At 52.3% G+C, this 13,444-nt stretch carries 11 protein-coding genes, 3 pseudogenes and 1 riboswitch; of the genes and pseudogenes, 9 read left to right on the top strand and 5 right to left on the bottom strand.

What is annotated here, in order from left to right:
- Positions 1-103: 103 nt before the first annotated feature.
- A complete protein-coding gene (gene metG / locus AAGR22_RS14800; RefSeq protein ID WP_345828243.1) occupies positions 104-2,134 on the bottom strand; it encodes a methionine--tRNA ligase in 2,031 nt (676 codons plus the stop codon).
- Between the two features lie 171 nt (positions 2,135-2,305).
- Between metG and apbC the strand changes: the two genes are divergently transcribed.
- Positions 2,306-3,418, top strand: a complete 1,113-nt coding sequence (apbC, locus tag AAGR22_RS14795) for an iron-sulfur cluster carrier protein ApbC (protein WP_345828241.1) — start codon at positions 2,306-2,308, stop codon at positions 3,416-3,418.
- A gap of 135 nt (positions 3,419-3,553) precedes the next feature.
- Here the strand turns inward: apbC and AAGR22_RS14790 are convergent, their stop codons facing one another.
- Both AAGR22_RS14790 and AAGR22_RS14785 read right to left on the bottom strand, forming a co-directional pair.
- Positions 3,554-3,991, bottom strand: coding sequence for a GNAT family N-acetyltransferase (locus AAGR22_RS14790; RefSeq protein WP_345831612.1), 438 nt, complete (start codon positions 3,989-3,991; stop codon positions 3,554-3,556).
- 100 nt (positions 3,992-4,091) lie between these two features.
- Positions 4,092-4,340, bottom strand: coding sequence for a hypothetical protein (locus AAGR22_RS14785; protein WP_345828240.1), 249 nt, complete (start codon positions 4,338-4,340; stop codon positions 4,092-4,094).
- Positions 4,341-4,721: 381 nt separating this feature from the next.
- Between AAGR22_RS14785 and AAGR22_RS14780 the strand changes: the two genes are divergently transcribed.
- From AAGR22_RS14780 to AAGR22_RS14765, 4 genes and pseudogenes are all read left to right on the top strand, one after another.
- Positions 4,722-5,111: a hypothetical protein gene (locus AAGR22_RS14780; RefSeq protein ID WP_345828239.1), complete on the top strand. Its 390-nt coding sequence runs from the start codon at positions 4,722-4,724 to the stop codon at positions 5,109-5,111.
- An 872-nt stretch (positions 5,112-5,983) separates the two neighbouring features.
- Positions 5,984-6,097, top strand: a pseudogene (locus tag AAGR22_RS14775) (integrase); the annotation flags it as partial.
- 226 nt (positions 6,098-6,323) lie between these two features.
- Positions 6,324-6,783: pseudogene (locus AAGR22_RS14770) on the top strand (STM2901 family protein).
- Entirely contained in the window at positions 6,777-7,115 is a 339-nt protein-coding gene (locus AAGR22_RS14765; protein WP_345828237.1) for a DUF1493 family protein, read from the top strand. Before AAGR22_RS14770 ends, AAGR22_RS14765 begins: the two are co-directional and overlap by 7 nt.
- 176 nt (positions 7,116-7,291) lie before the next feature.
- Here AAGR22_RS14765 and AAGR22_RS14760 read toward each other — a convergent pair.
- A pseudogene (locus tag AAGR22_RS14760) lies at positions 7,292-7,498 on the bottom strand (transposase); the annotation flags it as partial.
- A gap of 128 nt (positions 7,499-7,626) precedes the next feature.
- Positions 7,627-7,729: riboswitch (TPP riboswitch) on the top strand.
- Between the two features lie 36 nt (positions 7,730-7,765).
- Here AAGR22_RS14760 and AAGR22_RS14755 point away from each other — a divergent pair.
- The 4 genes from AAGR22_RS14755 to AAGR22_RS14740 all read left to right on the top strand — a co-directional run bounded on the left by AAGR22_RS14755 (position 7,766) and on the right by AAGR22_RS14740 (position 12,213).
- Positions 7,766-7,912, top strand: coding sequence for a hypothetical protein (locus tag AAGR22_RS14755; protein ID WP_345828235.1), 147 nt, complete (start codon positions 7,766-7,768; stop codon positions 7,910-7,912).
- Positions 7,909-8,709: a bifunctional hydroxymethylpyrimidine kinase/phosphomethylpyrimidine kinase gene (gene thiD, locus AAGR22_RS14750; RefSeq protein ID WP_345828233.1), complete on the top strand. Its 801-nt coding sequence runs from the start codon at positions 7,909-7,911 to the stop codon at positions 8,707-8,709. The genes AAGR22_RS14755 and thiD overlap by 4 nt, the downstream gene beginning before the upstream one ends.
- 152 nt (positions 8,710-8,861) lie before the next feature.
- A complete protein-coding gene (gene fbaB, locus AAGR22_RS14745; RefSeq protein ID WP_067708539.1) occupies positions 8,862-9,914 on the top strand; it encodes a class I fructose-bisphosphate aldolase in 1,053 nt (350 codons plus the stop codon).
- A 235-nt stretch (positions 9,915-10,149) separates the two neighbouring features.
- Positions 10,150-12,213 (top strand): FUSC family protein, encoded by a 2,064-nt coding sequence (locus AAGR22_RS14740; RefSeq protein WP_345828230.1) that lies wholly within the window; start codon positions 10,150-10,152, stop codon positions 12,211-12,213.
- Here the strand turns inward: AAGR22_RS14740 and AAGR22_RS14735 are convergent, their stop codons facing one another.
- Positions 12,214-13,059 carry an SDR family oxidoreductase gene (locus AAGR22_RS14735; protein ID WP_345828228.1) on the bottom strand — a complete coding sequence of 282 codons (846 nt, stop codon included), beginning with the start codon at positions 13,057-13,059 and terminating at the stop codon, positions 12,214-12,216.
- Between the last annotated feature and the right edge of the window lie 385 nt (positions 13,060-13,444).

The following is a 13,444-nucleotide window of genomic DNA, read 5'->3' as shown; positions in this document are numbered from 1 at the left end:
TGTGACTCAGGCGGTGAGAATAAAAAAGGGGCGAACCCTGTCGCCCCTCAATGTGCATTATTCGACCCGGCCAGCCCGGGCTGAATAATGCCGCCGTACAGGCTTATTTAACCTGCATTCCCGGCTGCGCGCCGCTGTCCGGGCTGAGCAGGAAGATATCCTTACCGCCCGGGCCAGCCGCCATCACCATGCCTTCGGAAAGACCGAAGCGCATTTTACGCGGTGCGAGATTTGCCACCATCACCGTCAGGCGGCCCTTCAGCACCTCTGGATCCGGATAGGCAGCACGAATACCCGAGAATACCTGGCGCGTTTCGCCGCCCACGTCCAGCGTCAGGCGCAGCAGCTTGTCTGAGCCTTCAACCAGCGTGGCGTCCTGGATCAGCGCGATACGCATATCCACTTTGGCGAAGTCATCAAAGCTAATCGTCTCCTGAATGGGCGCATCGGCCAGCGGGCCGATTGGGGCGGGCTGGCTGGCGGCGGCATCCTCTTTGGAGGCTTCGATCAGCGCATTGACTTTATCCATCTCAATACGGCTGTAGAGCGCCTTAAAGGCTGAGATATCGTGGTCGAGCAGCGGCTGTTCGATACCCTCCCAGCTCAGGGTCTGGTTTAAAAACGCTTCAGCGCGCGCGCTCAGTGAAGGGAGCACAGGCTTCAGCCAGGTCATCAGCACGCGGAACAGGTTCAGGCCCATTGAGCAGATTGCCTGGAGATCGGCATCGCGCCCTTCCTGCTTCGCCACTACCCACGGCGCCTGCTCGTCTACGTAGCGGTTAGCCATGTCCGCCAGTGCCATAATTTCACGCACCGCGCGGCTGAACTCACGGCTGTTCCAGGCTTCGCCAATGCTGACCGAGGCATCGGTAAAGGTTTTATACAGCGCCGGATCGGCCAGTTCGGCGGAGAGCCGACCGTTGAAACGCTTGTTGATAAAACCCGCGTTGCGCGAGGCCAGATTCACCACCTTGTTGACGATATCGGCATTAACGCGCTGCACGAAATCTTCCAGATTCAGATCGATATCATCAATGCGCGAGGAGAGCTTGGCGGCGTAATAGTAGCGCAGGCTGTCCGCATCCAGATGCTGTAACCAGGTGCTGGCCTTAATAAAGGTGCCGCGTGATTTGGACATCTTCGCGCCGTTAACCGTCACATAGCCATGCACGAACAGGTTGGTTGGCTTGCGGAAGTTGCTGCCTTCAAGCATCGCTGGCCAGAACAGGCTGTGGAAATAGACGATATCCTTGCCGATAAAGTGATAAAGATCGGCGTCGGAATCCTTCTTCCAGAAGGCGTCGAAATCAATGTCTCCACGCCTGTCGCACAGGTTTTTGAACGAGCCCATATAGCCGATAGGTGCATCCAGCCAGACGTAGAAATATTTGCCCGGTGCATCGGGGATTTCAAAGCCGAAGTAGGGCGCATCCCGGGAGATGTCCCACTGATTCAGCCCCGATTCAAACCACTCCTGCATCTTATTCGCGACCTGCTCCTGGAGCGCGCCCGAACGCGTCCACGCCCTGAGCATTTCGCTAAACTCGGGCAGGTCGAAGAAGAAGTGTTCAGAATCGCGCATTTCCGGCGTCGCCCCCGACACCACGGACTTAGGTTCAATCAGCTCGGTTGGACTGTAGGTGGCACCGCATACTTCGCAGTTATCACCGTACTGATCGGCCGATTTACATTTCGGACAGGTGCCTTTCACAAAGCGGTCCGGCAGGAACATGCCTTTTTCCGGATCGTAAAGCTGTGAAATGGTGCGGTTTTTGATAAAACCATTTTCCTTCAGGCGGCCATAAATCAGCGAGGAAAGCTCCCGGTTTTCGTCGCTGTGCGTCGAATGGTAGTTATCATAGCTGATGTCAAAACCGGCAAAGTCGGTCTGATGTTCCTGACTCATTTCGGCAATCATCTGCTCGGGGGCAATACCCAACTGCTGAGCCTTCAGCATGATCGGGGTGCCGTGCGCGTCATCCGCACAGATGAAGTAAACCTGATTGCCGCGCATTCGCTGGTAACGAACCCATATATCTGCCTGGATATGCTCGAGCATGTGGCCGAGATGGATGGAACCGTTAGCGTACGGCAGGGCGCACGTTACCAATATTTTTTTCGCGACTTGAGTCATAGTAAGACTTGCTATACCTGTTTAAATAGGGGGGATAGATGGTAACCGAGTGTCGTCCCTGCGTAAACTGTACTGCGATCCCGATTCGGGATTTTGCCGGGCATCGCGCTGGCTTAAGCGACATCTGGTATGCTTAGCGATTACACCTCACACTGAAAAAAAGGAGCCGGGATGTCGTTAAACGCCCAGCAGCAGCACTCTCCGGAAGCGCTGCGCGCCATAGTGATGGGTATTCTCACCCACTTTGAACATCCAACGCTTCAGGCTAATCTCATCTCGCTTAAGGCGCTCCACCACTGCGCGCTGATGGATAATACCCTGCATATTGACCTGCTGATGCCTTTCGTCTGGAACAGCGGGTTTGAAGTACTGAAAGAGACGACCAGCGCCGAGCTGCTGCGTCTGACCGGCGCAGAGGCGATTAGCTGGCGGCTGAGCCACGAGGTTGCCACGCTAAAGCGGGTGAAAAACCAGCCGGGCGTTAAAGGGGTGAAGAACATCATTGCCGTCAGCTCCGGCAAAGGCGGGGTGGGGAAATCCAGCACGGCGGTGAACCTGGCGCTGGCGCTGACAGCCGAAGGGGCTAAGGTCGGGCTGCTTGATGCTGATATTTATGGCCCGTCACTTCCCGATATGCTCGGTACGCGGGACGAGCGGCCTACGTCGCCGGATGGCACCCATATGGCACCCATTATGGCTCACGGGCTGGCGACCAACTCCATCGGCTACCTGGTAACGGAAGATAATGCCATGGTGTGGCGCGGCCCGATGGCCAGCAAGGCGCTGATGCAGCTCCTGAATGAAACGCTCTGGTCAGAGCTGGACTATCTGATCCTTGATATGCCGCCGGGCACCGGAGACATTCAGCTGACGCTGGCGCAGAACGTGCCGGTTACCGCCGCGCTGGTGGTCACCACCCCGCAGGATATTGCTCTCGCGGATGCCCGCAAGGGGATAGTCATGTTTGAGAAGGTCAGCGTGCCGGTGCTGGGCGTGGTGGAAAATATGAGCGTACATATCTGTAGCAATTGTGGCCATGCCGAATCGATCTTCGGCAGCGGCGGGGCGGAGAAGCTGGTCAGCCAGTACCATACGCGTTTGCTAAGCCAGCTCCCGCTGCATATCACGCTGCGCGAGGATCTGGACGACGGTCTGCCCACGGTGGTGCGCCGTCCGGACAGCGAGCTGACTCAGCTGTATCGTCAGCTGGCGGGAGAGGTCGCCGCCCAGCTCTACTGGCAGGGTGAAGTGGTTCCGGCTGATATTGCCTTCCGCGCACTTTAACTGCACTTACAGGCTGATTAACTGCACTTACAGGCTGAGCCAGAGTCAGGTAAATTTACCTCGCTACGGCTGTTCCATCCTGACCCGGGCGGGTAACCTGTACCCGCAGGGGCGCATACCCGGATATGAGCGCCATTAGCCTGGCTTCATACCGCGTACAAAGTGCATCAGCCAGTACTCTCCCTGCTCGCTCTCGCCGTCGGCCAATATTCGCCAGCCGTGCTGCTGGTAAAAGGCCGCGGCGGCTTTATTCGCCTTCAGACACTTGAGTGCGCCGGTAGAGGTAAACCCGTTTTGCACCCTGGTCAGTAATGCACGACCCACACCGCGCCGCTGCGCGTCGGGATCGACAAACAGACTATGCAGAAAATTATCGTTCGGCAGCAGGGCGGCAAAACCCAGCCGGTGGCCGTTCTCCTCCGCGACCAGAATACGTTCGCCCAGCGTGACCCGGTCAAAGTCTTCCAGCCTCCAGTCGCTGCCGTCAAGCCAGGGCCAGTTAGCCCTGCGCGAGGCAAGGAACAGCGTACGCAGAAAAGGGCGATCGGCTTCGGTAAAGGGCCGCACATTTATCATTTATAATCCTGTTTTAGCCGGACCTTAGCCAGATGTCGGCCGCCAGCGGAACGACGTCCCCGAACGCGCCGTGCGCCCGGATGGCCCGGTGGGGGCGCTACCTGACCAGCTTGACGTGCCGTTCGCTGTCAAGCCCGGTTCCCCGGTAGTCGTAATCAATCTTACCGGCTTCAAACAGCTGATCCAGCAGTTTGAAATTATCCGGTGGCGTGACGTTGCAGCGGTGATTCAGAGTGGTGTCCAGAATCGAAAACGACGCATCGCCGCGTGAAATCTGTTTCAGGTATTGCAGCATCTTCAGTGCCGCCACGCTGATGCCATATTCTTCATTAAGCGGTCTAATCATGTACCTTCCCGTCTGCTGCCTGTCTGTCCGGCAGGGTGCCCCTCAGATTAGCGGAATGTCGGACTTTAGCAAAATGTGGGCGGGGATAAAGCATTTTTAATATGTAGTGGGGATGAGTGTTGGTGATCCGCTCAGTCTGCATGGCGTGGGCGCGTAAGTAAGGGGTGCCCGTACAGTCGTCGTGGTCGTGTGGCGTAAGGGGCCTGAAGGATCAGCGGAAGCCGACGGTATGAATAGGTGACAGAATGGCGTTTAAGCTAAATTTCTATTTATCATTAAACTCAAAAGGTTATATTTTAAGCACGTTATCGTTAACCTCAGAAGGTTGTATTTTAAGCACGTTTTCCTTCTCAGGTTTTTTATTTCACAGGGATCAATAAAATGGATTTAACACACTCTTTAGCCTCGATCTTTACAGCCTGCCTGTTAGCCTCGCTGCTGACGGGATGTAACGAAAAACGGCCAGAACGCGACAGCTTCTGCGGATCTGCGACTCCCCTTAATCTCGCAGTCAGGGCGATGGGGGAGGGGTTTCAGGAGGAGATCACGCCTCTGACGATAACTCAGCAGGTTAGTGGGGGCGAGTCACCCGACACCGCAACGGTAACGATCGAAGAAAGCGGACTCTTTGATGATTCGATAGCCAGTGAGAAAACGGTATTTTCTCTGGTGAAAAAAGAAGGCGTCTGGACTCTATTATCGCAGGAGAAATTGCAGAAGTGCCATCCGGAACGTGGGCACCAGGACTTCTCAGATCAACCCTGCGAATAAGGCCCTCAGCAGGGGATGCGTTGTTTTAAGAACGCGTCACGCCGGGCCATAAGTATACTGCTTTCTATATAATTGAAAAAAACGATATTGATAGGGGACGTTACCTTTCCGTGGCGTTTTCTACCCTAAATAGCCTGCGGCAGATTAGCCCTCCAGCTGGACGCTAACATTCGTCTTTATCGAACACCATTGCCTCTTTTCCCTTCACCCCAACGATGTTCCAGTCAATAAAAGGAATAACCGGCCTCAGGTGAGTTACCTATTCTGTCAACCGGCAACAACAAGGCGTTGATAGTCCCTGCTAGCTTGCCTTGCAAACGACACTTCTCGTATGCTGTGAAACGTAATAAGAAAATGATCAATGACTCGGGGTGTTTTTCCCAAACAGGAACTGGCTGAGAAATACCCGTTGAACCTGAAATAGATAATGCCAGCTGAGGCGCGCATTTAGTTCAGATAAATCTGGATGTTATTCCACTTTCCTTTTAAAACATCTAGTTATGAGATATGGTAAGGGGCTCTATATGGGATACAAAACTATATAAAATACGATTGACAGAAACGGAGCGATTTACGTTCAGTTTCGGCTTCCTGATAAGAAATTCATCAAAGAATCGCTACGCACAGATACCCATAAGCAGGCATCTGTCTACAAGGCGCAAATCTATCCGTTGATTTCACTTGTACAAAGTGGTGCCATGACTCGCGATGATTTGAAGGAGCGTAATACAATTCTAACTGGTGCATTCCTTGCCGTTGATAAAGTTTTGACAGCACAGATTGTCAATGATGAGCATAAGCGGGTTATCCGTGCTGAGCTTGATGAAATTTTGTATAATCTCCTCAAAGGTGATTATGAGGAAGTGACAAGGATCCCTAACATTGCTCATTTGCAGCAGGTCATTGGCCATGAGAAATCAGGCTCTGGTATCACTCAGCGCTATATTCACACTTTCCCGTTATCGACTGTATGCTACATCATAGATGTTCCGAACTGGCTTTGTCTCAAAAGCAGGGATAAGTTTAGAATGAGAAAAGAATCGTCAAACTTACTTATTAGATCATCCCTGATGCTGAGGATATCGCCTCGCTTTTTGTCGTTACGTTAAATAGGCTTTATGGATTCTATGGGATCTATGGAATTTATCAAACTTGCTTGAAAATAAAAAAGAGCTATTATAAGCTGGTTTAATCAATCAAAGGGATTTTGGTATGGATACAACTGAAGAGCTTAACGGGACATACTTTTATGCGGGAAGGTCTCAACCTGAGAGCCAATGAGCTGTTATTTATGATTTTCTGTGAAGAGTTTGCCGAACAGGTTGGTGTAAATGACTTTGCATCTATCGTTGCCATTGTTTCAGGACTCAATATCCTTTCAACAAGAGGAAAATTTGCAAGGGCAACGCCAGGAACCTCTCTTGCTTCTCGTGCCGCATGAAGAGCATTTCCTAAAGCAAAATTTCCCTGGGGAATTGAACTTCCATCGGTTGTTGGTGGTTACCCTCCACGGACTCTTAGGGTCATTTTGACCCATAAGATCAGTACTTTTACTGGTCGTGCTATCCCGGTAGTAGGGTGGATCCTACTTTCAAAGGATGTTGCTGAAATAACTTACCGTACGATAACGCATTACAATTCGGTTGCTCGTGGGACGGATAAAATATGGTAACGGAAACCGACGTTTTAGAGTTTTTCAGAGATGAGTTATCTGTCCCTTTTTCATGGAAAAATGGAAGGATTGCTCTTGAGATGGATACAGTTTTACAGGACTACGCCGAGTTAGATGAACTTCCATATGCCATAGACGATTACAGTGAGAAATTCAGTGTTAATATCTCAGCAATGAATATCCAGGCATACTATCCACCTGTAGAAGCTTCGCTATTAAGCAGGTTTTTCAGAAGAGGCCAGATTAACGATGAAATGAAGCAGAACAGAAAACCGCTTACTGTAAGAATGTTTGCTGAATCAGCTAAAATTGGCAAGTGGATGTATGATTAATTATGCATAAAAGTTATTTTTATAATTTTTTATTTTGACGACAATAAACGTTTTAAAACTCATATAGTCAATGGACTGGGGTATGAGATTAAGTTTGAATACCTGACATCTACTCGAAATCCTAATTTACCTTCTGTAATTTATAAGATAAAAAATGATAGGGTGAAGTTCCCTTTCATCTGCTTCAGATGACGATTCTCGTCCTCAGGATCTTTGATCTTTTTAATATCAGCGGCTTCCATCCCGCCAAATTTTGCTTTCCAGTGGTAATAACTGGCTTCGGAAATAGCGGCCTCGCGGCACACATCTTTAACGGTGCGTCCGGCTTCGACAGACTTCAGAACGGCGATGATCGGGTGCCCGGTGAATCGGATTTTACGCATAGCGATCTCCCCGGGGACATAATCAGTATGTCGGAAGATCTCTAAAAGTGAATGGGCCGTTTTGGTGGGATGCTTACAGTAAGGCAAGCTTGCTTTGCAAGCGCCACTTCCCTATGCTGCTGGCTTGAGAGTATGACTCGGGGTGCCGTTTCTTTCCAAAGAAACAGCTGAGAAAAACCCGTTGAACCTGAACTGGATAATGCCAGCGGAGGGAAGTCAGATGCCTGCGCGCATTCGCCTTTCTGCCTGCTGGCTGGGAGCGCGATAATGAACCAACCTGACGTACTTCACCCGGGCGAACCCGCCGCCTCACTTCTCCTGTTTTTCCCGCGCCTGCCGCGTATTATCACCCTGAATCCTGATGCCGCGTCTGACCTTGTCGCCTGCCTGTCGCCCGCCGGGGAGGTTGCATGAAGCGCATTAATGCACTGACGATTGCCGGAACCGATCCCAGCGGCGGGGCCGGTATTCAGGCCGATCTGAAAACCTTTTCGGCTCTTGGCGCCTATGGCGCCAGCGTGGTTACCGCGCTGGTGGCGCAAAATACCTGTGGCGTACAGTCGGTGATGCGCGTTGATGCGGACTTTGTGGCCGCGCAGCTCAGCTCGGTGCTGACGGATGTACGCATCGACAGCGTAAAAATCGGCATGCTGGCGGACAGCGATATTGTCGAGGTGGTGGCAAAGGCCCTTCGCGCGACAGATATTCGCTGGACGGTGCTGGATACGGTGATGCTGGCGAAAAGCGGTGATGCGCTGCTTTCCCCTCGCGCCGTTGCCACGATGCGTCAGAGCCTGCTGCCGCACGTGTCGTTGATCACGCCGAACCTGCCCGAGGCGGCTGCGCTGCTGGAGTGCGATATCGCCAGCACTGAGAGCGAAATGCGGCAACAGGGCAGGGCGCTGCTGGCGCTGGGCTGTCAGGCGGTGTTGATAAAGGGCGGCCACCTGCACGATAGCGAAAGCCCCGACTGGCTGCTGACTTCGCAGGGCGAACAGCGTTTTACCGCGCCCCGGGTGCCTGGACGCAATACGCACGGCACGGGCTGTACGCTTTCAGCGGCACTGGCGGCGCTTCGCCCTCGTCATGATGACTGGAGCACCACCATGCAGGAGGCGCGGCAGTGGCTTCAGGGCGCGCTGGAGCAGGCCGATACGCTGGAAGTCGGCCACGGCGCAGGCCCGGTACACCACTTTTATCGCTGGTGGTAGGGAGTGGCAATTTATGAGTACTGGGATCGTTCTGAAAAATGGAGTCAGCAATTTGCATTAGCAGACTGAAAGGGTCCAGGATGGTGGGTGTATGAAATCCACACAGAGGGCGAAAGCCGTTCGCCCTTCCACACGATCGATCAGGAGCTAACATGTTGGATATTGCACAGTTACTGGGTAAAGAAGCGGACTCTCTGTTACAGCACCGCTGTATGACTATTCCCGCGGAGAGTCTTTACCTGCCGGGCGCGGATTATGTTGATCGCGTGATGATTGATAACAATCGTTCTCCTGCCGTTCTGCGCAATATGCAAACGCTCTACAATACCGGCCGTCTGGCCGGAACCGGCTATCTCTCGATCCTGCCGGTGGATCAGGGAGTGGAGCATTCGGCTGGTGCCTCATTTGCCGCCAATCCACTCTATTTTGATCCGAAAAATATTGTTGAACTGGCCATTGAAGCAGGCTGCAACTGCGTGGCCTCAACCTATGGCGTGCTGGCCTCCGTTTCGCGACGCTATGCACACCGTATTCCCTTTATGGTGAAACTTAACCATAACGAAACCTTAAGCTATCCCACCCAGTACGATCAGACGCTCTACGCCAGTGTGGATCAGGCCTTTAATTTGGGCGCCGTTGCCGTGGGAGCAACCATCTATTTTGGTTCTGAGCAGTCGCGCCGCCAGCTGGAGGAGATTTCAGCGGCCTTTGAGCGTGCTCACGAGCTGGGCATGGTGACGGTGCTGTGGGCCTATCTGCGTAATAATGACTTCAAGAAAGACGGGGTCGATTACCACGCCAGCGCCGATCTGACCGGACAGGCCAATCATCTGGCAGCCACCATCGGTGCGGATATTGTTAAGCAGAAAATGGCCGAAAATAACGGCGGCTACAACGCCGTTAAGTTCGGCTCTACCGATGAGCGCGTTTACAGCAAGCTGACCAGCGATAATCCTATCGATCTGGTGCGTTATCAGCTGGCCAACTGCTATATGGGTCGCGCCGGGCTGATTAACTCGGGCGGTGCATCGGCAGGCGAAACGGATACCGCAGAGTCGGTGCGCACGGCGGTAATTAATAAACGTGCGGGCGGTATGGGACTGATTCTTGGACGTAAGGCGTTTAAGAAGTCGATGAAGGATGGCGTCGCACTGATTAACGCCGTGCAGGATGTTTACCTGGCAAAAGATATCACCATCGCATAATGCTTTCAGGGGATTGCGACAGTAAAAAAAGGGAGATAGCTCATCGGGCTATCTCCAACTCCTGAGGTGCATTCCGGCAGCGTCCGGGCGCCTGAACCGACGGTTCTCAGTGCACAGGCGGAGGAACCTGGCCTTTCATTATTTTGTTACACACTTGCGCGCAGCTAACGACACTACTCTGCATCCGGAAAGGATAAAATAGTGTTTTAGCACTTCGCGAGCCGTTGATAAAACGATGAAATGGTTAACAAAAAATGCGCTTTTGTTTGCAGCTAAAACCTGCGTCGCGGCATTTTTAGCGTTATATATTGCACTTGAATTAAACCTGGATAAGCCCGCCTGGGCCATGGTCTCGGTTTACGTCATATCACAGCTCTACTCCGCCTCCACCCTGTCAAAAGCGCTGTTTCGCTTCCTGGGGACCGTGCTGGGCGGTATCTTCATTTTCCTTGTCTACCCGATCACCGTCACCCATCCGCTGCTGTTCAGCCTCAGCGTATCGCTCTGGGTCGCCTGCTGTCTTTACCTCTCGCTTCATGACAGAACGCCAAAAAGCTACGTCTTTATGCTGGCGGGATACAGTGCCGCCATTATGGGCTTTGCCGATGTCACGACGCCGCTCTCCATTACCTATACCGTTATCTCGCGTATTGAAGAGATTACCGTGGCAATTGTTTGCAGCAGCCTGATTCATATGCTGGTTTTTCCGGTACGCATGCGCGATCTGCTGGAAAATAGCGTCGGTAACTGGTTTGAAAGCGCAAAGAAGCTGTGCAATGAGCTACTGACGACCGAATCAAAAGAACGCCCGCCGGAAAGGGAACATATTCTGGTGCAGATGGCGAACTATCCGCTGGCCGTTGAAACGCTGATTACCCACTGCGTCTACGAGGGAGACTCAGCCCGCAGGCTTATCCGGCTGGTCAGCGCGCAGTATCAGCACCTTTCTTATCTGATCCCCACCCTGACCGCGATTGAAAAACGCCTCAGCCTGCTGGCGGAACAGGGGATTGCCTTTCCTGATTTCGTCAGTGCCTCCTTTAGTCATTTTCTTAGCTGGCTCAACAGCCCGCAGCAGGGCGCAAGTGCCGTGGCGATACGCGAAAATATTGGCGATTCACAGGAAAAAATTCAGGCGCAGTACGCCGCTGGCGAAATGAGTGCGGAAGAGGCGTTGCTGCTGACGGGGCTGATGGAGCGGCTGCTCAACTTTGTGCGCATTGCCGAATCCTGGTTCGGGGCCAAAGAACGCGTCAGCCAGCTGGGGAATGAGAAAAAACGCGGCAGCGTTAAGCTGATACGCAAGCATGCCGACAAAGGTCTGATCCTGCTCTCCTCATTTACCGCCTTTGCCGCCACCATGATTGGCTGCCTGTTCTGGATAGGTACCGGCTGGAAAGATGGTGCGACCGCGCCAATGATGGCTGCCGTGGTCTGCTCCTTTTTCGCCTCGCAGGACAGTCCCATTGCCTCAATGAAGGTCTTTCTTAAGGGCGTGCTGTTCGCCATTGTTATCAGCATCGTCTACGTGGGGATCTTTATTCCGATGGCCACCAGCTGGGAGGCGCTGATTATCTGCCTGGCACCTGGCCTGATGGTACTCGGACTGATCATCGCTAACCCCTCCACCAATTTTATCGGGCTGATTATCGCCACCCAGATCCCTGGCTTTATTGGGATGACCCATCATCTCAAGCCGGATCTGCTGTCGATTATTAACGCGTCAATTTCGACCGTAGTGGGGATTGTACTGGCGGTTGTCGTCACGGCGATTATCCGCAATAAAAGACCGGCATGGTCCGCCCGTCGCGTATTGCGCCGGGGAATAAAGGAGCTGCTACAGTTTACGACGGAAATTAAAATTAACGCCTCGTCGCTGCTCTCACGTCAGCAATATGTCGCCAGCATGGTAGATAAAATTAATATTATTTTGCCGCGAAATAAGGTTGATCCGACCCCCGGCGTGGCGCTGGGCGGAAATTTGATCACGGAAATCTGGCTGGGCGTTAACTGCTATGACTTTTATGCTCGCCATCAGCAGCTGCTGAAGGAGAAGGGCGTGGAAGCGGATGGGGTGATGTCAGAAATTAATGACTATTTTAAAAAGCGGCTGCGGAATATTTACCTTGAGCCGCCACAACATTTGCTTCACGAGCTGGATCGGCAGCTGATAAAAACAGAGGCACTGTGTCGCGCAGACATCCGGCTGTTTAGCCCACTTTTTTACCTGTTTAATATCCGGCTGGCGCTCTACCCGATGCTCAGGTGGCCCGGGAACCGCCTGAGCGTGGCAGAGTAGCTATTTGCCGTTAGGGGTTTCCGGCGACATCTGGTATGCCGTTTCGACCTCTTCACTGCGTTTGCTATCCGTATGTTGCTGACGGGACCACACCGCATCCATCTGCTGTTTGGTCCCTTCCTCTAATTCAGTGGGGACAACGTTGCGATAGCGGGTAATTTCCTCCTTCACGACTTTGACGGTCAGGGCATAGACATGCTCCGGGTCGTACTGTTCGTGTGGGAAGGCAATTTTTGCATAGTCAAAGACGGCGGGTTCATCTTTCTTCCAGCGCTGCCAGGTTTCAAACATACGGTCATTAAAGCCGGTTAAAATGGGACCCGGGTTAATGGTAGCGACGTTAACATTGAACTCTTTCAGCTCTTTGTTCAGCGCTTCTGCAAAGGCTTCGAGCGCATGCTTGGAGGCAGAATAAGCACCTGCGAAGGGGTCAGTGGTGATACCCGCGACGGATGACATAAAGATTATCCTGCCTGACTTTCTTGCCACAAATTTTCTGGCGAAAAGCTGGGTCAGTAAGATAGTACCGAAGACGTTAACCTCGAACTGCTTACGCAGGTTCTCTTCGGGGATATCGACAACCGCGCCTCCTTCAGAAATACCCGCATTGTTGAGCAGAATATCAATGTCCCAGCGGGATGCCGCCAGCCTGTCATCGGCATCGGAGATGTCGAGTTTTTCAACGCGTAGCGTCACATTTTTTTTCGCAGCCTCTTGTTTAAGAGTGAAAACCTGGGCTTCGATCTCTACGGCGGCAATCACGTTAAATCCGGAAGCGGCGAGTCTGAATGCCACTTCTTTACCAAAACCGGTGCCCGCGCCTGTGATTAGAATATTCTTACTCATATCGTTCCCCTGTTTTATTGCAAAGGGGTAAGTGTAGGCGCTATTTTATTTTCTGCCACCACGCAACTTAAGCCTAAGGCGGTTTTATATAACAATATCTATATTATTACGGTGATAAACTTCCGGCAGATTTATAGATTACGGGGAAGGGAAATCAAATAAAGACGTCAGGATTTAAAATATAGCCGTGGTGTTGAATAATATTATTTCGGGTGTCTGAATGTTCCCGAATGTGTGGTCAATAGCCATATCAAACAGGGCAACAGCTTAAGACGGGGCGATAAGCAGGCTGCCGACGTGAGCTGACAGCGCATATTTATGGGCAGCCATTGAAATAAGCGAACGGCTGTCCATAAGACGTGCAGGCTAAATTACTGTTCCCGCT

It is taken from the genome of Erwinia sp. HDF1-3R (genome assembly GCF_039621855.1).
GTDB lineage: Bacteria > Pseudomonadota > Gammaproteobacteria > Enterobacterales > Enterobacteriaceae > Erwinia.
This window is presented reverse-complemented; position numbering and strand designations above follow the sequence as displayed.

Excerpts from the sequence above, each read along its gene's own strand:
- metG (WP_345828243.1), bottom strand. The coding sequence starts at position 2,134 with ATGACTCAAGTCGCGAAAAAAATATTGGTAACGTGCGCCCTGCCGTAC.
- AAGR22_RS14780 (WP_345828239.1), top strand. The coding sequence starts at position 4,722 with ATGGATTTAACACACTCTTTAGCCTCGATCTTTACAGCCTGCCTGTTA.
- AAGR22_RS14755 (WP_345828235.1), top strand. The coding sequence starts at position 7,766 with ATGAACCAACCTGACGTACTTCACCCGGGCGAACCCGCCGCCTCACTT.
- fbaB (WP_067708539.1), top strand. The coding sequence starts at position 8,862 with ATGTTGGATATTGCACAGTTACTGGGTAAAGAAGCGGACTCTCTGTTA.
- AAGR22_RS14785 (WP_345828240.1), bottom strand. The coding sequence starts at position 4,340 with ATGATTAGACCGCTTAATGAAGAATATGGCATCAGCGTGGCGGCACTG.
- AAGR22_RS14735 (WP_345828228.1), bottom strand. The coding sequence starts at position 13,059 with ATGAGTAAGAATATTCTAATCACAGGCGCGGGCACCGGTTTTGGTAAA.
- thiD (WP_345828233.1), top strand. The coding sequence starts at position 7,909 with ATGAAGCGCATTAATGCACTGACGATTGCCGGAACCGATCCCAGCGGC.
- apbC (WP_345828241.1), top strand. The coding sequence starts at position 2,306 with ATGTCGTTAAACGCCCAGCAGCAGCACTCTCCGGAAGCGCTGCGCGCC.
- AAGR22_RS14765 (WP_345828237.1), top strand. The coding sequence starts at position 6,777 with ATGGTAACGGAAACCGACGTTTTAGAGTTTTTCAGAGATGAGTTATCT.
- AAGR22_RS14740 (WP_345828230.1), top strand. The coding sequence starts at position 10,150 with ATGAAATGGTTAACAAAAAATGCGCTTTTGTTTGCAGCTAAAACCTGC.